Source organism: Burkholderia sp. Se-20373 (assembly GCF_017104705.1).
In the GTDB taxonomy this organism is placed as follows: Bacteria; Pseudomonadota; Gammaproteobacteria; order Burkholderiales; family Burkholderiaceae; genus Burkholderia.
In genome coordinates, this window is sequence record NZ_JAAGPH010000023.1 from 34,580 (window position 1) to 53,252 (window position 18,673).

Here is an 18,673-nt window from a genome sequence, read left to right on the forward strand (position 1 = left end):
CCGACATGAACAACCGTTTAGCGCCCTGGCTCATGACCGTTGCCGCGATCAGCAGCTTCGACATGCCGTCCGTCTCGTGGGGGGCGCCGCGGCGGCGCAGCGTCACGCGCGACCGGCTGCCGTCGTGGGACGCGACGAGCAAGCCGTCCATCAGCGTGCTCGAGCGGCCCACGGCCGACACCGTGATGATTTCATGGCGCGACGCATGCACCGGGCACTACGGTTATCAGAAGTGGCGGCTGTTCACCACGCGCAAGCGCGGCATGTGTGCGCTGTCGGGGCAGCCGATCGAGATCGGCGACAGCGTCTATGCGCCGCAATTGCTCGGCTCGACGCCAGGCAACGCCGCCGCGATGGTGCTGGCCGCGTGCATCGACGCGGCCCGCCCCGCCGAGGCCGCCTGACAGCCCGGCATTCGACCCGGGGCCCCGCTTCAGGCAGGGGTGACGCGATCCGAATCGCGAACCGCCTCGTTCATGCGTGCTTCGGCTTCCGCATCCAGCCGCGCCGCATTCGCTTCGGCTTCCGCTTCCGGCATCAGCTCGCCTTCCCATTTCGCGACCACCGCGCTGGCGATCGAGTTGCCCACCGCGTTCGTGGCCGAACGGCCCATGTCGAGGAACGTGTCGACGCCCAGAATCAGCAGCAGCCCGGCTTCCGGGATGTTGAACTGGTGCAGCGTCGCGGCGATCACGACGAGCGACGCACGCGGCACGCCGGCCATGCCTTTCGACGTCAGCATCAGGATCAGCAGCATCGTGACCTGGGTGCCGAGCGACAGGTGAATGCCGTAGGCCTGCGCGATGAACAGCGATGCGAACGTGCAGTACATCATCGAGCCGTCGAGGTTGAACGAATACCCCATCGGCATCACGAAGCTCGAGATCTTGCGACGCACGCCGAAACGGTCGAGCGCATCGAGGATCTTCGGATACGCGGCTTCCGAGCTCGCGGTCGCGAACGACAGCATGAACGCTTCCTTGATCAGCACCAGCAGCTTGAACACGCGGCGGCCGAGGAACAGCAGGCCAGCAGCGACGAGCGTGCCCCACAGCAGGAACAGGCTCAGGTAGAAGTCGCCCATGAACACCGCGAACTTCAGCAGGATCGACAGCCCGTTGACCGCGACGGTCGACGCCATCGCCGCCAGCACCGCGAGCGGCGCGAGCTTCATCACGTAGCCGGTGATCTTGAGCATCACATGTGCGAGCTGGTCGATCGCCGCGACGAGAATCTTGCCGCGTTCGCCGAGCGACGCGAGCGCCACGCCGAAGAACATCGAGAACACGACGATCTGCAGGATCTCGTTGTTCGCCATCGCCTCGGCGATCGATTTCGGCACCATGTGGCCGACGAAATCCTTCAGCGTGAACTTGGACGTCGCCAGATGCGCGGACGCGCCGATATCCGGCAGCGGCAAACCGAGGTTCTCGCCCGGGCGCAGCAGGTTCGCCATCAGCAGGCCGAGCAGCAGCGAGATCAGCGACGCGGTGACGAACCAGCCGAGCGCCTTCACGAACACGCGGCCCACCGACGACGCGTCGCCCATGTGCGCGATGCCGACGACCAGCGTCGAGAACACCAGCGGGCCGATCACCATCTTGATCAGCCGCAGGAACACGTCGGACACCAGCGAGATGTAGCCGGCGATTTCCGCCGCCGACTGTTTGTCCGGCAGCTGCGTGTAGATCATGTAGCCGATCAGGATGCCGGCCGCCATCGCCAGCAGGATCCAGCCTGCCGCGGACATTCGTTTGTTCATATCGGAATTGGACGCACGGGAAGAAGTTGACGGATGAAAGGCGCGCATTCCTGTGCCGTGCCAGGGTGCGCGCGTGGCGAGCCGGTCGTGCCCGGTGTATCGGGCACGGTCGCCGGCGCGGGTCGGCTCGCGGATCTCCACGAACCGACGTGCTGCCGCCGCAACGGCATTCGCGCGAGGGCGAGCGCCGTTGCGGAGCAGCGATTCAGCATGATGCGATCAGGTCGGCTCGGGTCAGTAACCGATTGCCGAGCCGGCCGGACGGCGCGGGTCGTTGTAGCCGTAGATGAGGCCGACCCGCACGTTCCCGGACACCGACGAATCGTTCCCGGAACTCTGGCGGCTCGCCGCTTCGGTGCCCGGCAGGCCGACCATGATCAGCTCGGCGGCGCCCCACGGCGTCTGCTCGACCATCTTGTAGCCCATGTTGCGCAGGATCGCGAGCGTGTCGGGCGACAGCCCGTAGGTTTCGTAATAGACCTCGTCGGGCAGCCACTGGTGGTGGATGCGCGGCGCGGTGACCGCGTCCTGCGGCGTCATCCCGTAGTCGATCACGTTCAGCACCGTCTGCAGCGTGATCGTGATGATGCGCGAGCCGCCCGGCGAGCCGACCACCATGAACACCTTGCCGTCCTTCTTCACGATGGTCGGCGCCATCGACGACAGCGGACGCTTGCCCGGCGCGATCGAGTTGCGCGTGCCCTGCACGAGGCCGAACAGGTTCTGCGCGCCGACCTTCACGGTGAAGTCGTCCATCTCGTCGTTCAGGAAGAAGCCCGTGCCCGGCGCGATGACCACGGCGCCGAAGCGGCCGTTGACCGTGTAGGTCGTCGATACCGCGTTGCCGTCCTTGTCGATGATCGAATAGTGGGTCGTCTCCGGCTTCTCGTGCACGCCGACGCCCGGCTGCACGTCGACCGACGGCGTCGCCGTATCCGAATGGATGCTCTTGCGGATCTGCGCCGCGTAGTCCTTGCTCGTCAGCTTCGCGACCGGGTTGTCGATGAAGTTCGGGTCGCCGAGCAGCGTGTTGCGATCTTCGTATGCGTGGCGCATCGCTTCGGTCATGTAATGCACCGCCGCGGCCGAATGGTAGCCAAGCTTGCGCATGTCATACCCTTCGAGGATGTTCAGCGTCTCGCACATCGTCACGCCGCCCGAGCTCGGCGGCGGGGCCGACACGAACTCGTAGCCGCGATACGTGCACGTCAGCGGCGCCATGTCCTGCGCACGGTACGACGCGAAATCGGCCGCCGTGATCAGGCCGCCGCCCTTCCTGGCCGCCGCCTCGACGATCTTCGGGATCTCACCGTGATAGAACGCGTCGGGGCCCTGCTCCGCGATGCGCTCGAGCGTGCGGGCCAGATCCTTCTGCACCAGGCGGTCGCCCGGCTGCAGCGGCGTGCCGTCCGGACGCAGGAAGATGCGGGCCGCATCCGGATCCTTCTTGAAACGGTCGATCGTCGTGTCGAGGATGTCCGTATCGCCGCGCGTCAGCACGAAGCCGTCGCGCGCGAGGCGGATCGCCGGCGCCATGACCTGCTTGCGCGTCAGCTTGCCGTACTTGCGCTGCGCGAGGTCAAGGCCGGCAACCGTGCCCGGCACGCCCACCGCACGATAGCCGTACAGGCTGTCGTCGGGAATGACGTTGCCCTTCGCGTCGAGATACATGTTCGCGGAAGCCGCAGCCGGTGCGGTTTCGCGGAAATTGATGAAGCGGTCGCGGCCGTCGGCCAGGTGGACGGTCATGAAACCGCCGCCGCCGATGTTGCCGCAGCATGGATTGGTCACGGCCTGCGCATAACCGACCGCCACCGCGGCGTCCACCGCGTTGCCGCCTTCCTTCAGGATGTCGACGCCGATTTGCGACGCGAAGTGCTGCGACGAAACGACCATGCCGTTCTTCGCTTCGACCGCGGGGTCCGACGCGGCGAACGCGCACACGCTCATGGCCGACAACAGGGTGAGTACTACGAGCCGCCTCATGACGGGATCCTCCAGACAAATGAACCGTGGCATACCGGAATGCGACGTCGCACCGGGTGTGTCGACGCGTCAATCACGCTTGTAATAAACAATACATTCCAGCGAGGCCGCGATCATAGCACTCGCTTTTTTACACCAAAACCTAGGGTTATCACCGAACAAAGAACGAATATCCGCAGATATGGGTCGTTTGCCAATGTTTGTTTTATTACAATAATGAATGAGCCGGTCCACCGAGCGATGCGTCCCTCTAATTTCGGAGCGTGCACGGCCCGCCTGACGTCGATCGGCTAACATGCGTGGAGTCGCCGGCAGACACCCGTCTGCCGTTTGTTATTTGGATACGAGAGTTGGAGTGCCCGATGGGGACGAGCATCAGGGCGTTGCTGCTATCCCAGATGGATAGCTTCACGCCGTCGGAACAGAAGGTCGCGCAAGCGTTGCTGGACCGTTACCCGAGCCTCGGGCTGGGGCCGATTGCGAGCTTCGCCAAACAGGCGGAAGTGAGCGATCCGACCGTGTTTCGCTTCGTCGTCCGGATCGGCTTTCCGAATTACTCGTCATTCCAGCAGGCGCTGTACGGCGAGATCGACACGGCGATGAATTCGCCGCTCGCGCGGATGGATGCGTTCCACTCGCCCGCGGGCATGCGCGACAGTCATTCGGCAATCTTCCAACGGCTGTCCGAGTCGCTGGCCGCGACGATCGAAGGGCTCGATGCGGCGGCGTTCGACGCCGCGGTGGCCCTGCTGGCCAATCCGGAAGCGCGTGTCTTTTGCGGCGGCGGGCGTTACACGGCGCCGCTCGCGTCGCTGTTTTCGTTCACCCTCGCCTACGCGCGGCCACATGTTCAGTATGTCGAACCGAATGTGAACCTCGCGTCGGTTGCGCTGGCGGACATGGGGGCCGGTGACGTGCTCGTTATTTTCGATTTTCGCCGTTATCAGCGGGACAGCATCCGGTTTGCGCAGGCCGCTCACCAACTCGGCACACGCGTGCTGCTGATCACGGACGAATGGCACTCGCCGATCGGCGAATTTGCGGAGATCGTGCTGCGGATTCGCGGGCAGCCGTTTGCGATGCTTCAGACGAACGTCCCGGCGCTCGCGCTCGCCGAGGCGCTCGTGATCGGTGTGACAAACCAGCTGCCGGAGATGGCAAGGCAGCGGATGGAGAAGATCGAGCATCTCAACACGGGCGGCATCGAACAGGACACCAACCAGCGCGATTTGCCCGAATGACGACGACTCGCCATTCGGGCGCGGGCTTCAGCTCTCGACATCCTCGAGACTGAACACCTCCGTCTTGTCGTTGTACGAGAACACTTCCCCGTAACGGCCCCAGTCGATCACCGCATCGAGCGTTTCCTCGGCCGCTTCGTCCGACAGGAAATCCTCCAGCTCCTGCTCGAACCGCACGCGCGGCGCCCGATGGCCCGGGCGCTCGTTCAACACCTTCCGAATCCGCGCAGCAAGCGGCACGTGCTTCAGCAAATGATCCGCGAACATCAGCTTGCGTTCCTGCGTGCCGAATTCCGCGAACACGCGCGCTGGCGGCGTGAGGAACACGTCCCCTTCCCGCACGTCCGCGAAGCCGAGGTGCTGCAGCACTTCGGCGATCGGGAACAGTTCGTCAACTTCCAGATGCAGCGTGCGCGCGATTTCCGGCATGTCCGCGCGGCCATGGTACGGCGCCATCGCGAGCGTCTCGATCAGGCCGGCCATCAGGTTGGTCGACACGCGCGGCATCCAGCTGCCGAGCTCCAGCCCCTTCTTCGTCGCCTCGTTGGTCTGGCGGGCCGTCATCTTCGCGTAGATGTCGTCGACGAGCTTGCGGAAATCGGTGTCGAGCCGGTTGCGCGGATGCTTGAACGGCACCTTGATCTCGGCGATCACACGGCCCGGGTTCGACGACAGCACGAGGATCCGGTCGCACATGAACACCGCTTCCTCGATGTTGTGCGTGACGATCAGCACCGACTTGATCGGCATCCGGCCTTGCGTCCACAGATCGAGCAGGTCGGTACGCAGCGTCTCTGCCGTCAGCACGTCGAGCGCGGAGAACGGCTCGTCCATCAGCAGGATCGTCGGGTCGACGACGAGCGCACGTGCAAAGCCGACGCGCTGGCGCATCCCGCCCGACAGCTCGCGCGGGTACGCGTTCTCGAAGCCGTCGAGACCGATCAGGTCGATCGCGGCCAGCGCGCGCTCGCGCCGCTCGCGTGCGCCGACGCCGAGCGCCTCGAGGCCGGCTTCCACGTTCTGCAGCACGGTGAGCCATGGGAACAGCGCGAAAGTCTGGAACACCATCGCGACGCCTTCGGCCGGGCCGCGCAGCGGCTGGCCGAGATAGGTCACCTCGCCGCCGGTCGGCTCGATCAGCCCGGCGATGATGCGCAGCAGCGTCGACTTGCCCGAGCCGGAACGGCCGAGCAGCCCGACGATCTCGCCTTCGCGCAGCGACAGGTTCGCATCGTCGAGCACGAGCAATTCGCCCTGCGACTTGTTGAAGCCGCGGTTCACGTGCTCGACGCGCAGGATTTCGTCACCGAGACGCGGCGGCTGCAGCGGCTGGGACGTCTTGGCGGGGGCGTTGATAACGGTCGAATTTTGCATCGCGCTTACTCTCAATCGAGACGGAGCCGGGATTCCGCATAGGCGTACATCGGACGCCACAGCAGACGGTTGAACAAGGTAACGAACAGGGACATCACGGCGATGCCCAGGATGATCTTCGGGAAATCGCCGGCGGCGGTCGTCTGCGCGATATACGAGCCAAGGCCGTGCGCGACGACCTTCGTGTCGCCCCACTGCACGAACTCGGACACGATGCTCGCGTTCCACGCGCCGCCCGATGCGGTGATGGCACCCGTCACGTAGTACGGGAAGATGCCGGGCAGGATCGCCTGCCGCCACCACTGCCAGCCGCGGATGCGGAAATTCTTCGTCGCCTCCTTGTAGTCGTTCGGATAGGACATCGCGCCGGCGATCACGTTGAAGAGGATGTACCACTGCGTGCCGAGCACGATCAGCGGCGACAGCCAGATGTCCGCGTTCAGGTGGAAGTGGACGATCACGATCACGAACACCGGGAACAGCAGGTTCGCCGGGAACGCGGCGAGGAACTGCGCGAGCGGCTGGATCTTCTCGGCCAGCGCGGGGCGCAGCCCGATCAGCACGCCGAGCGGCACCCAGATCACCGATGCGATCGCGATCAGCACCAGCACGCGCAGCAGCGTGATGAGCCCGAGCACGAGCACGTGCCCGACTTCGCCCATCGTCACGCCGGTCGCGACGAACGTGACGACGCGCCATACGACGTACGCCGTCAGCAGGATCACGAACGCGCCCCACACGATGTCGCCGATGCGCGACGCGCCGCGCGACGATGCGCCGCGCGTACGCGTGCCTTTCAGCGCCGGAAAGCGCAGCGGAATCCGCGCGGCCTGCGACAGCAGCCAGCCGGCCGGCACGAGCAGCTGGTGGATCAGGTGCGTGCGGCGCATCATGTCGAGCAGCCAGGATTGCGGCGCATCGCCCGACGCGGTGTTCTCCATCCGGAACTTGTCGGCCCACGCGACCAGCGGGCGGAACAGGAACTGGTCATACGCGAGGATCACGACCGACATCGCGACGATCACCCAGCCCACCGCGCCGAGATTCTTGTCGGAGATCGCCTGCGCGAGATAGGCGCCGATGCCCGGCAGCGTGATGGTCTGGTTACCGACGGTGATCGCCTCCGATGCGACGACGAAGAACCAGCCGCCCGACATCGACATCATCATGTTCCAGATCAGGCCCGGCATCGAGAACGGCACCTCGAGCTTCCAGAAGCGTTGCCACGGTGTCAGGTGAAAACCGCGCGACACTTCGCTCAGGTCGCGCGGCACCGTGCGCAGCGACTGGTAAAAGCTGAACGTCATGTTCCACGCCTGGCTCGTGAAGATCGCGAAGATCGCGGCCAGCTCCGCGCCGAGCACGCGGCCCGGAAACAGCGCAAGGAAGAACGTGACGGTAAACGAGATGTAGCCGAGTACCGGCACCGACTGCAGGATGTCGAGGATCGGGATCAGCACCATGCCCGCGCGGCGGCTTTTCGCGGCGAGCGTGCCGTAGATCAGCGTGAACGCAAGCGACGCGACCATCGCGGCGAGCATCCGCAGCGTGGTGCGCAACGCGTATTCGGGCAGGTTCGACGGATCGAGCGAGATCTTCTGCGTCTGCAGCACGCCGATCGGCGCCATCGTCTCGTGAAAGCCGACGATCGCCATCGCGAGTATGCCGATGATCAACGGAAACGCGACCGCGTCCCAGCGATTGGGCAGCACGCGCCACGCGGATGCATTCGCGGTGCGGTTCGGGTCGAAGAAACGGATATCCATCGGTAGCGTCTTGTGTTGAATTGAAAATCGATGGGTCCGGCCGCGTGTCGCGCGGCCGGGCGTCGCGCCTCCCGGCGCGGATCAGAACAGCCCGTGCAGCACCCAGTACAGGGCGGCGGACAGCGCGATCGAGGCAGGCAACGTCAGCACCCATGCGAGCACGAGGTTGCGCACCGTATCCCAGCGCAGGCCCGCGCCGCTGGCCGTCATCGTGCCGGCCACGCCCGACGCGAGCACGTGCGTCGTCGATACCGGCAGCCCGTACGCGTCGGCCATCCCGATCGTCAGCATCGCGACGGCCTCGGCCGATGCGCCCTGCCCGTATGTCAGGTGCGACTTGCCGATCTTCTCGCCGACCGTCACGACGATCCGCTTCCACCCGACCATCGTGCCGAGGCCGAGCGCGATCGCAACCGCGACCTTCACCCAGGTCGGGATGAATTTCGTCGCGCGGTCCATCTGCTTCTTGAACGCCTCGAGCGCGCTCGCGTCCTCGACCGAGAACGCCGGCGCCTTCGCCTTCTCCATCAACCGGATCGCCTCGGACGCGACGTACATGTTGTTGCGCACGTTGTCGACGAGGTTCTGCGGCACGCTCGAGATGCCGCCGGCCTGCGCGACCTGGTCGGCGATCGTGTCGGTGAGCTTGCCCAGTGCGGGAATCGTCGCCGGCGTCAGCTTGTGCGTGCGCACGTAGGCCTCGACATCGGCACGCGGGTCGGCCGTCCGGGCAGCCGGGTCCGCATATTTGACGAGCGTCGTCGACGCGTGGCGCGCCACCGCGACGAACGTGCTCGTTTGATCCGGCGTCACGGCCTTGTTCAACGCATACGCGGTCGGCATCACGCCGATCAGGATCAGCATGATCAGCCCCATGCCCTTCTGCCCGTCGTTCGAGCCGTGCGCGAACGATACGCCCGTGCAGGTGAGAATCAGCAGCAGGCGAATCCAGAACGGCGGCGGCTTGTTGCCCTTCGGTTCCTGGTACAACGCCGGCACGCGCACGAGCGCCTTCAGCAGCAGCAACACGAGCGCGGACAGCACGAAGCCGATCAGCGGCGAGAACAGCAGCGCCTTGCCGACGCCGAGCGCCTGGTTCCAGTCGACGCCGCTCGTGCCCGACGGGCCGCTGACGATCTGGTTCATCAGGCCGACACCGATGATCGAGCCGACGAGCGTGTGCGAACTCGACGACGGCAACCCGAAATACCAGGTCGCGAGGTTCCACGTGACGGCCGCGATCAGCAGCGAGAACACCATCGCGAAGCCCGAGCCGCTGCCGACCTGCAGGATCAGCTCGACCGGCAGCAACTGCAGGATGCCGAACGCGACGGCGCCGCTCGACACGAGCACGCCGAACAGGTTCCAGAGGCCAGACCACACGACGGCCAGGTGCGGGTCGAGCGAGTGCGTATAGATGACGGTCGCGACCGCGTTCGCGGTGTCGTGGAAGCCGTTGACGAATTCGAAGCCGAGCGCGATCAGCAGCGCGACGATCAGCAGCAGGAACGGCAGGACCGAGCTTTCCTTGACGGGACTGAGGTCGGCGCTCAGGTGGATGCCGACGTAGACGATGCCGCAGGCAATGATCAGAAAAAACAGCGCGAGGCTGATGGTGCGCGTGCGGGTGCTGACCGCACCGCTGGTTTCCGTTGCCGCGAGATTCGGCATGAAGGGGCTCCGGAGAGGTGACTCGGAGTGGCAGGCTATCGATCGGTCGTGACGCAAATGTGACGTGTCACTTACAGGACATTGACAGGTCATCCGACAGGAATCCCGGATCGCCGCGCAAGCCGCAAACACGGGCGTTCGACCTTGTCACTCGCGGGAATAAATTCGCCGCTGCCGCGGTATGGCACGCGAAGGCGCCGGCTTATTCCAGGACGATCCGGCCGTCCGGTTTCGTCACACGAATGCGAGGCTCACATGTCTTCATCCCCCAGCAACCCGTCGCGCCGCAAGGCGCTGCAATGCATGGCCTTCGGCGGCCTCGGCACGCTGTTTACGCTGTCGGGCGGCATCCTGACACCGTTCGACCTCGCGCTCGCGCAGACCGGCGACGCGCTGCCGGCCAATGCGGGCCGCCCGCTGTTCGTGCAGATCAGCGACACGCACATCGGCTTCAACAAGGACGCGAACCCCGACGTATCGGCCACGCTGAACCAGACGATCGACCTCGTCAACGGCATGCCGGCGATGCCCGCGCTGGCCATCCACACCGGCGACATCACGCACCTGTCCAAGCCCGAGGAGTTCGACCACGCGAAGCAACTGCTCGCCGCGCTGCGCGTGCCGGAACTGCATACGGTGCCCGGCGAGCACGACGTCACCGACGGTTCGGGTGCCGAATATTTCGGCCGGTTCGGCAAGGCGTCGGACAACCGCGGCTATTACAGTTTCGATCACGCGGGCGTGCACTTCATCGGCCTCGTCAACGTGATGCACTTCAAGCCGAACGGGCTCGGCAGCTTCGGCGACGACCAGCTCGCGTGGCTCGCACAGGATCTCAAGGGCCGCTCGTCGAGCACGCCGATCGTCGTGTTCTCGCACATGCCGATGTGGACCATCTACGAGCCGTGGGGCTGGGGCACCGGCGACGCGCCGCAGACGATGGCGCTGCTGCGCCGCTTCGGCTCGGTCACCGTATTGAACGGGCACATCCACCAGATCGTGTCGAAGGTCGAGGGCAACGTGACGTTCCACACCGCGCGCTCCACCGCATTCCCGCAACCGACGGCCGGCAACGGCCCGGGCCCCGTGCCGCTCACCGTGCCGCGCGACCGGCTGCCGTCGATGCTCGGCGTGACGACCGTCGAATTCGCGGGCCATCCGGTCGCGTCGTCGCTGCGCGATGCGACGCTGGCCTGACGCATTGAACCCAAGGGAGACCGACATGACCCGTTTCAAGCCATCCAGCCTCATCGCGGCGCTGCTGCTGTGCGCCACCGCCCCGCTCACCGCGTTCGCGCAGGGCCCCGACGGCACGCTCGTGACGATCCGCAATTTCATGTTTTCGCCGATGTCGACGACGATCAAGGCCGGCACGACGATCACGTGGAAGAACCTCGACGGGGAACCGCACACGGTCGTCAACGATGCCGGCATCTTTCACTCGAGCGCACTCGACCAGAACGATACCTACTCGTTCCGCTTCGACAAGCCGGGCATCTACAAGGTGTTCTGCGGGATTCACCCGTACATGAAGGAGACCATCACGGTCGAATGACGCGGCGCGTCACGACATGCGCTCGAGGGTCGGAAGCGACTGACGTCGAATCGAACGCGGCCGCCCGCTGCACTGCGGGCGGCCCTGCGCCGCCGATCGCCTAAACTGAATCGATCCGTTCGAACCCGACCCACCCTCACACGCAGCGAGGCCAGCCATGACCGCGAGCCAGCCGGCACGCATGGATCTCCCCGGGCAAGTGGTGCTCGTGCTCCAGGGCGGCGGCGCACTGGGCGCATTCCAGCTCGGCGTCTTTCAGGCGATGGACGAAGCCGGCATCCGGCCCGACTGGGTGGTCGGCACGTCGATCGGCGCGATCAACGCGGCGCTGATCGCCGGGAACCCGCCCGCGCAGCGTGACGAGAAGCTGTCGGCATTCTGGCGCCGCGTGACCGAACGGACCCGTTTCGACACCGCACCGCTGCTGCCCGGCTGGAACCGGACGCTGGCCGAGCTGATGATCATCGGCGGCGGCATCGCGGGATTCTTCCAGCCCAATCCGGCCTCGTGGCTCGGGCCGATGGTCCGCCTCGGCGTCGATCGCGCGTCGTATTACCGGATCGCGCCGCTGCGCGACACCCTTGCGTCGCTGATCGATCCCGACCTGCTGAACGCCGGCCACCCGCGCCTGACCGTCAGCGCGGTCAATGCGTGCTCGGGCACGATGCGCTATTTCGATTCACGCGATACGCGACTGTCGCTCGAGCACATCATGAGTTCCGGCGCGCTGCCGCCCGCGTTCCCGGCGATCAGGATCGACGGCGAGCCGTACTGGGACGGTGGCGTGTATTCGAACACGCCGGTCGAAGTCGTGCTCGACGACAATCCGCGCCGCAGCTCGATCATCTTCTCGGTCCAGATGTGGAACCCGGCCGGCCCCGAGCCCCAGAGCATCTGGCAGGTGTCGGAGCGGCAGAAGGACATCCAGTACGCGAGCCGCACCGACAGCCACATCGCGCGCCAGCAGCAGATCCACCGGCTGCGCCACGTGATCCGCGAGCTGGCCCAGCACGTGCCGGAGGCCGAACGCGCGTCGCCGGCCGTGCGCCGGCTCGCCGCGTGGGGATGCGAAACCACGATGCATCTGATCAAGCTCGCGGCGCCGCGACTCGCCGACGACAATCAGTTCAAGGACATCGATTTCACGCCGGCCGGCATCGAGGCCCGCCGGCAGGCCGGCTACGAAGCCGCACAACGGGCCATCGCGGCGCGTCCGTGGGAGACGCCGACGGACCCGACGGAAGGCCTGACGGTATTCGACGCCAGCGGGCCGCCGATCACGGAAGATCCGGCATGACACGCGGCGCCGCGATCGTGCGCCGAGCGCTTCGGTTCGATCACGCGCGCCCGGCCTGAAGCCGGGCCCGGCCGGCTGCGTTCACCTCGACCGTCGCCACGCCGTCCCGCGCGGGGTGCCGGACCACGTAGCCGCGCGCGCAGGCTTCCTCCCACACCGGCAGGCGCGGGCACGACGTGCGCCACGCATCGATCACTTCGTCATAGGGCCGCCCGGTGGGCCCGATCCATTCGAGCAGGTCGAGGATCAGCGACTCGATCGGCGCCGATTCGCGCTCGAGCACGTCCGGATTGACCACGTGGATCGGCTGCCCGGCCGCATACGACACGATCTGGTCGAACACATCCGCGAACTGCGTCTCGTATTCGTCCTCCGTCACGTAGCCGATGTGCGGCGTGCATACGACATTCGGCAAACGCAGCAGCGGATGCCGCGGGTCGTGCAACGGCTCCGTCTCGTAGACGTCCACCGCCGCCATCCCGGGTCGGCCGGCCTGCAACGCCGCTTCGAGCGCACCCGGTGCGACAAGGCCCGCGCGGCTCGTGTTCACCAGCAGCGCACCCGGTTTCATCCGGCCCAGATCCTCGGCCGTCACGATGCCGCGCGTGGCCGGCACGAGTCGCATATGCAGCGAAAGCACATCGCAGGTTTCGAAGAAGGCGCCCTTGTCCGGCGCCGTGCTCCACCCGTCGTCGCGCGCACGCTGCAGCGACGTTTCGCGCGCCCAGACCAGCACGTTCATCCCGAACGCGGCGCCGTACCGGGCAACCTCCGCACCGATCCGGCCATAGCCGTAAATCCCCAGCGTGCGCCCGCGCAGCGTCCGCCCGACGCCGATCTGCCAGTCACCGGCCTGCAGCGCGCGCATCTGCTGCGGAATCTGGCGCATCGCGGCGAGCACGAGACCCCACGTGAGCTCCGCGGCCGCATGGGAAGGCGTGCCCGCATGCTGGTTCGACGACACGATCACGCCGTGCGCGGTACATGCGTCGATGTCGATGTGCGGATAGACGCTGCGCTGGCTGATCAGCCGCAGCTTCGGCAGCCGCGCGATCAGCGGCGCGCGAATCTGCGTGCGTTCGCGGATCAGCACCAGCACGTCCGTGTCGCGCAGGCGCTCGGCCAGCGCGTCGACGTCCTGCACGTGATCGTTCCAGATCGTGACCGCGTGCCCGTCGAGCTTGCGAAAGCACGGCAGCGTGCGCAGCGTGTCGAAATAATCGTCTAGGATCGTGATGTTCATGGCGAGCGCTCCTGACAACGCCGTCATCCTGAACCGGGAACGCTTCGCAGGGAAATGAATTTATCTTGCCGATTCCTGCATTTTTCTGATCGATCGACGTTCGCCCTGCGCGGACTTCGCACGCACGCTCACTGCCCTGCCGCGCGCAGGTCCGGCGCCGTGCCGGCAACGACCGGACACGATGGCGGCAACGCCTGCCCGAACAGCACGGCCAGCCCGCAAGCGGACGTGAACATGCCGAGGCCGTCATGCCCGACGCCCGGCACTTCGACGACCTGTTGCGCGAGATCGCCAGGATGCCGTTTCTTCAGGTAATCGAAATACGCGAGCCCGCGCGCGAGCCGGTACGGGCCTTGCGCCATGGCCGCGCATGAACGGTCGATGAAGTGGGTGTAAGGGTTCGTGTCGGCCTGGCCGAGCAGGTACACGACGTGACGCGCGACATAGCGTGTTTCGAGATCGCGCACGTCCTGCGACGCGACATAAGGCGGCGCCGACTTCAGCCCGTACTTCCACTCGGTCGCGCTCGGACAGGTTCCGCCTGCGATCGCCTGGCCGTCCGGCCGCTCGTCGTCGAAATACAGGTAGCTCGACGGGTTCGCGACCACATACCGCACCGCAATGCCGGCCTGCGCGAGCGCATCGCCTTCGTGCCCGGCCACCGCATAGCGCTGCAGCAACTGCGCGCCGGCGGAGTGGCCGATCATGACGACCGTCGACAACGCGGGATACAGGCTGCGGTCGGCGAAATGCGCGAGCAATGCGTCGAGCGCGGTGAACGAACTGATCGGGGCGGGCTGGCGGGCCGGTTCGCCGCCCTTCCATCCTTCCTGGGTCCAGGCCAGCGTCGGCGCGGGCAGCGAGAACGCACGCGTATCGGCGCGTGTCAGGAATTGCGGCGCGACGACCATCGTGCCCTGGCCCGCCGCACCGGCCTGCTCGACGACCTTGAGCCCCGATGCGTAATAAGCGTCGGCGTTGCGCAGCGTGCCGTGAATCACGATGAACACACGCGTGACGTCGGGTGCTGCCTTGTCGACGGGATGGTCGGCATAGACGGGCAACATCGCGCTGCCCTGCGGCGTGTCGACGGTCAAGCGCTGGTCGGCGACTGCCTTCACCGGTGCTTCGAGACGTTCGCGCTGGGTGGGCGTGGCGGCTTCGGCTGGATGCGCGCCGCCCAGGACGCCGATGGCTGCCGCGAGCGAAATCGCGAACGCCAGGGTTCGGGTGGCCGGCAACACGCGTGAGCGCCGGATGCGGACAGAGGCGACGGAAATGAGTGACATGGCAACGGATCGAGTGGCGGATATGACTTTAACGGCGATGGTCGCAGAATCCGTCGCGCGCTGCCGGGCGGTTGCGGGAAGCGCGTCAGTCCGCCGGGTCTGCGCGGCGTTCGCGCCGCCCGCCCATTCCCGGCATCACCGCGCGTCGATCGTCCAGATACCCGGCCAACGGCCGAATACCAACGTTACGCAACAGTGCGCTCTTTCAATTACAAATTCGGCATATTTAAAATAAAAATCAGAATAAATTATTTACCCCGGATCGAAATTTAAAAATCCATCACATACAATACAACCGCCGATCCAGATGATTAATGCGACGCCGAATCGGCATCCCGTTTCAATTATCGATATTGTTTCAACAATAGATAAGGAGAAGCGATCATGGCTCAAGTCACACTATGGGGTAGCGTCCAGAGCAACGGTACGGTTGTCGACGGCTCGGGCGGATTCACCGTGAAACGCGAAAGCACGGGTACGTATCAACTCTCGTTCAGCACCACCTTCACCAAGACGCCGGCCATTACCGGGTCGCAATGGGGGTACGGCGGCGGGCAGAACACGCTGGACAACGTGATTTTTCCGGCGCTTTCCGGTAGCGGCGCCACGATTCAAACCGGCGACTCGTATGGTAAATACAGCGACCGGAATTTCAGCTTCATCGTTGTCGGCACGATCAGCTGATATTCGATCGAATCTGCATTTACGCTGAAAACCGGGATTTCATGAAAACACCATTTCATGAATCCCGAGCGAAATGCGGCCGCCATGGGTTCGTCAGTTTGACGAACCCGGGATGCCGGGATGAATTCCGCGAAATCGCCATGTCGCGGACACCGATTCCCGGCATCCGTCACCCTCCCCGCCAGCCGCCAGCGGGTCGATCGCACTGACCTGGAAGCGGATCGTCAGGATCATCGATATCCCGACGATCGTCGGGCCGGGCCGCGTCAGCCCGACGCTTCGGACGGATCGCGCTGCATCCGTTGCACGATCGCGTCCAGTTCGCCGAGATGCGTGACCACCGCCTGCTTGCCCGCGCGTGCCCATCCATCGAACGACGTCATCCCGCTCACCGCGCCGACGAACGCCACGCCGGCACGCTCGGCCGCCTGCGCATCCACCGCGTGGTCACCCACGTAGATCGCCGAACGGGCCGGCACGCCCAGCCGCGCCAGCGCCAGCACGAGCCCTTCGGGATCGGGCTTGTGACGCTGCACGTCCTCCCCGCCGATCAGCACGTCGACGCGCGACTGCAGTTCGTTCAGCGCAAGAATCGCCTCGATCCGGTAGCGGAACTTCGACGACACGATCGCAATCGCGAGACCCTGCTCGCGCAGACGCGCAAGCAGCGACGGCACCTCGGGATAGAGGCGCGTGCCGTGCACCATGATCTCGTCGGCGCGTGCCACGAAGTGGCGCGCAAACGCGTCGGCCCGCGCCGGCTCGGTTTCGCCCGTCAGCGAGCGAAACATCTCGTGCAGCGGCAGCCCGATCACCGCACCGATCTGCGCCGGCGTCGCGCCGGCGGCATCCAGTTGATGCAGCGCGTATTCGGTGCATTCGATGATTGCGGCGGACGAATCCGCCAGCGTCAGATCGAAATCGAAGATGACGGCCCGAACCGGCATGAAAGGATTCTCCGAAAGAAATCGGCTTGCGCGCGCGATGCGCCAACCGGCATGACGTTGCGATACCTACCCGCGTGTCGATCGATCAGCGTTCCTGACCGGATTGCTCGCGATCGGCCGCGTCGAACCCGTCCGGGTCGCGCTTCGCCCATTGTTTTGCCCACCCCAGCAACGGTTGCAGCGACGCCTCGAGCCGCCGGCCTTCGGCCGTCATGCAATAGCCGCCCTCGCCGTGCTCGACGAGGCCCGACGCCTTGAGCTCGGCCAGCCGCGTATTGAGCAGGCGCGCATTCGTTTCGCAGGCTTCCTGCAGTGCCCGGAATGTGAGCGGCTCGCCGCGCAGTTCCCACAGGATGCGCAGCGTGGTGCGCCGCCCGAGCAGATCCAGCACGACCATGATGGGTCGTCCTGTCTTCGATCCGCGAACGCGCTGTCCGATTTTTGGTGTGGTCATGCTGTACTTTTTAAAGCAATAGCCACGCGGAGTCAATTGCTTGAATCACGCCTCGCCTTTGCTTTACTTTTTAAAGCACGACGCCTACGCTTCCACGCATGCATCGTCTCAGGCAAGGGGCTCACATGACTCAGCGTATTGCATCCGCATCACCGCCGTTCGAACCCGGCATCGCAGCGTCGATCGACCGGATCATGCAGGGCCGTCCACCGTTGCGACTCTTCACCACGCTCGCCCGCGATCCGCGCCTGTTCACGAAATTCTTCGCCGCCGGCCTGCTGGACAAGGGCCATCTCGACATCCGGCAACGCGAGATCGTCATCGACCGCACTACCGCGCTTTGCGGGTGCGAATACGAATGGGGCGTGCATGTCGCCGTGTTCGCCCGGACGGCGAAGCTGACCAGCGAACAGATCCGGTCGTTGGCGCTCGGCTCCGCCGACGATGCATGCTGGGACGATGACGACCGGGTGCTGATCCGGATGTGCGATGCGCTGGATCGGCACTGCGATATCGACGATGACCTGTGGCACGCGCTGTGCCGGCATTTCAGTGACGAGGCACGGCTCGAGCTGCTGATGCTCGCGGGCTTCTATCGGACGGTCAGTTATCTCGCGACTGCACTGCGCCTGCCGCTTGAAGCGCATGCGGCACGGTTTCCGTCTCGTACGTCGGCATGTGCGGTTCATTCCCCTGATTTGCCGACGGAGGATCGACCGTGATTTCTGGCATGGAGATGAATACAAGGCGATGGTCCAGCAGGTGGATGGCTTTCCGCCCGTGACACGCGTGCCGGATGCGGTCGCGCATGTCGATGCGACGCAGGGGCGGTACACGTTCGCCGGACTGCCCGACTGAGGGCCGGATCGCGCCATCGCGGAGCGACCCGCCGCGCACGCCCTCGAGCGTCACCCCGATCCATCCCCGTTATCGCGTTTCACTATCAACCCCATTGACAGCAATGCTTTCAAACATATCGTCAAGTTCCGATATATGATTCGCCCATCGACGATACCTGTTTGCCTGACTGAAACGCCCGCCCGATCCATGCCGACCGAACTCGACATCGAAGCCATCCTGAAAGCGCTCTCGAACCCCGTGCGCCGGGAAATCCTCCTCTGGCTAAAAACGCCGGGCGAGCATTTCCCGAACCAGACGCTGCCGTACGAACACGGCGTCTGTGCGGGCCAGATCGACGCGCGCTGCGGGCTGTCGCAGTCGACCGTCTCCGCGCACCTCGCGACGCTCCAGCGCGCGGGGCTCGTGACGTCGACACGGATCGGCCAGTGGGCGTTCTTTCAGCGCAACGAGGCCGTCATCGACGCATTTCACGACGCCCTGCGCCGCGAACTCTAGTCAACACGGCCGAACCGGCCATGCGGAGCGCTGTCGCCCATGACGCGA

At 65.3% G+C, this 18,673-nt stretch carries 16 protein-coding genes and 1 pseudogene; 8 read left to right on the top strand and 9 right to left on the bottom strand.

Going from position 1 to position 18,673, the window contains the following annotated elements; all coding sequences use genetic code 11:
• Positions 1 to 5: 5 nt before the first annotated feature.
• Positions 6 to 404, top strand: a complete 399-nt coding sequence (locus G3N96_RS10970; protein ID WP_206137216.1) for a DUF3331 domain-containing protein — start codon at positions 6 to 8, stop codon at positions 402 to 404.
• Positions 405 to 433: 29 nt separating this feature from the next.
• Here the strand turns inward: G3N96_RS10970 and G3N96_RS10975 are convergent, their stop codons facing one another.
• Together G3N96_RS10975 and ggt are read right to left on the bottom strand one after the other, a co-directional pair.
• Entirely contained in the window at positions 434 to 1,762 is a 1,329-nt protein-coding gene (locus G3N96_RS10975; RefSeq protein WP_206137217.1) for a dicarboxylate/amino acid:cation symporter, read from the bottom strand.
• Positions 1,763 to 1,996: 234 nt separating this feature from the next.
• Positions 1,997 to 3,748: a gamma-glutamyltransferase gene (ggt, locus tag G3N96_RS10980; RefSeq protein ID WP_206137218.1), complete on the bottom strand. Its 1,752-nt coding sequence runs from the start codon at positions 3,746 to 3,748 to the stop codon at positions 1,997 to 1,999.
• A gap of 362 nt (positions 3,749 to 4,110) precedes the next feature.
• Between ggt and G3N96_RS10985 the strand changes: the two genes are divergently transcribed.
• The gene (locus tag G3N96_RS10985) at positions 4,111 to 4,989 is read left to right on the top strand and encodes a MurR/RpiR family transcriptional regulator (protein WP_206137241.1); all 879 of its coding nucleotides are present in this window, start codon (positions 4,111 to 4,113) and stop codon (positions 4,987 to 4,989) included.
• Between the two features lie 27 nt (positions 4,990 to 5,016).
• Here the strand turns inward: G3N96_RS10985 and G3N96_RS10990 are convergent, their stop codons facing one another.
• The 3 genes from G3N96_RS10990 to G3N96_RS11000 form a co-directional block, all read right to left on the bottom strand.
• Positions 5,017 to 6,363: a nitrate/sulfonate/bicarbonate ABC transporter ATP-binding protein gene (locus G3N96_RS10990; protein ID WP_046548245.1), complete on the bottom strand. Its 1,347-nt coding sequence runs from the start codon at positions 6,361 to 6,363 to the stop codon at positions 5,017 to 5,019.
• 11 nt (positions 6,364 to 6,374) lie between these two features.
• Positions 6,375 to 8,129 carry an ABC transporter permease subunit gene (locus tag G3N96_RS10995; protein WP_206137219.1) on the bottom strand — a complete coding sequence of 585 codons (1,755 nt, stop codon included), beginning with the start codon at positions 8,127 to 8,129 and terminating at the stop codon, positions 6,375 to 6,377.
• 81 nt (positions 8,130 to 8,210) lie between these two features.
• Entirely contained in the window at positions 8,211 to 9,800 is a 1,590-nt protein-coding gene (locus G3N96_RS11000; RefSeq protein WP_206137220.1) for an inorganic phosphate transporter, read from the bottom strand.
• 255 nt (positions 9,801 to 10,055) lie between these two features.
• On the opposite strand from G3N96_RS11000, the gene G3N96_RS11005 reads away from it, so the two are divergent.
• From G3N96_RS11005 to G3N96_RS11015, 3 genes are all read left to right on the top strand, one after another.
• The gene (locus G3N96_RS11005; RefSeq protein WP_206137221.1) at positions 10,056 to 10,997 is read left to right on the top strand and encodes a metallophosphoesterase; all 942 of its coding nucleotides are present in this window, start codon (positions 10,056 to 10,058) and stop codon (positions 10,995 to 10,997) included.
• A gap of 25 nt (positions 10,998 to 11,022) precedes the next feature.
• On the top strand, positions 11,023 to 11,355 hold the full coding sequence (locus G3N96_RS11010; RefSeq protein WP_206137222.1) for a cupredoxin family copper-binding protein: 333 nt from the start codon (positions 11,023 to 11,025) through the stop codon (positions 11,353 to 11,355).
• Between the two features lie 157 nt (positions 11,356 to 11,512).
• Positions 11,513 to 12,652, top strand: a complete 1,140-nt coding sequence (locus G3N96_RS11015) for a patatin-like phospholipase family protein (protein WP_206137223.1) — start codon at positions 11,513 to 11,515, stop codon at positions 12,650 to 12,652.
• Between the two features lie 277 nt (positions 12,653 to 12,929).
• Here G3N96_RS11015 and G3N96_RS11020 read toward each other — a convergent pair.
• Positions 12,930 to 13,895: pseudogene (locus tag G3N96_RS11020) on the bottom strand (D-2-hydroxyacid dehydrogenase family protein); the annotation flags it as partial.
• Positions 13,896 to 14,023: 128 nt separating this feature from the next.
• Positions 14,024 to 15,184: an alpha/beta fold hydrolase gene (locus G3N96_RS11025; protein WP_206137225.1), complete on the bottom strand. Its 1,161-nt coding sequence runs from the start codon at positions 15,182 to 15,184 to the stop codon at positions 14,024 to 14,026.
• Between the two features lie 384 nt (positions 15,185 to 15,568).
• Between G3N96_RS11025 and G3N96_RS11030 the strand changes: the two genes are divergently transcribed.
• A complete protein-coding gene (locus tag G3N96_RS11030; RefSeq protein ID WP_241022589.1) occupies positions 15,569 to 15,868 on the top strand; it encodes a hypothetical protein in 300 nt (99 codons plus the stop codon).
• A gap of 266 nt (positions 15,869 to 16,134) precedes the next feature.
• Here G3N96_RS11030 and G3N96_RS11035 read toward each other — a convergent pair whose 3' ends face one another.
• Together G3N96_RS11035 and G3N96_RS11040 are read right to left on the bottom strand one after the other, a co-directional pair.
• Positions 16,135 to 16,815 carry an HAD-IA family hydrolase gene (locus G3N96_RS11035; RefSeq protein WP_206137226.1) on the bottom strand — a complete coding sequence of 227 codons (681 nt, stop codon included), beginning with the start codon at positions 16,813 to 16,815 and terminating at the stop codon, positions 16,135 to 16,137.
• Positions 16,816 to 16,900: 85 nt separating this feature from the next.
• Positions 16,901 to 17,212: a winged helix-turn-helix transcriptional regulator gene (locus G3N96_RS11040; protein WP_241022590.1), complete on the bottom strand. Its 312-nt coding sequence runs from the start codon at positions 17,210 to 17,212 to the stop codon at positions 16,901 to 16,903.
• A gap of 182 nt (positions 17,213 to 17,394) precedes the next feature.
• Here G3N96_RS11040 and G3N96_RS11045 point away from each other — a divergent pair, with 182 nt between their 5' ends.
• A complete protein-coding gene (locus tag G3N96_RS11045) occupies positions 17,395 to 17,991 on the top strand; it encodes a carboxymuconolactone decarboxylase family protein (protein WP_206137227.1) in 597 nt (198 codons plus the stop codon).
• Between the two features lie 325 nt (positions 17,992 to 18,316).
• Complete coding sequence (locus G3N96_RS11050; RefSeq protein WP_089427115.1) at positions 18,317 to 18,625, top strand: helix-turn-helix transcriptional regulator; 309 nt, start codon at positions 18,317 to 18,319, stop codon at positions 18,623 to 18,625.
• Positions 18,626 to 18,673 lie beyond the last annotated feature (48 nt).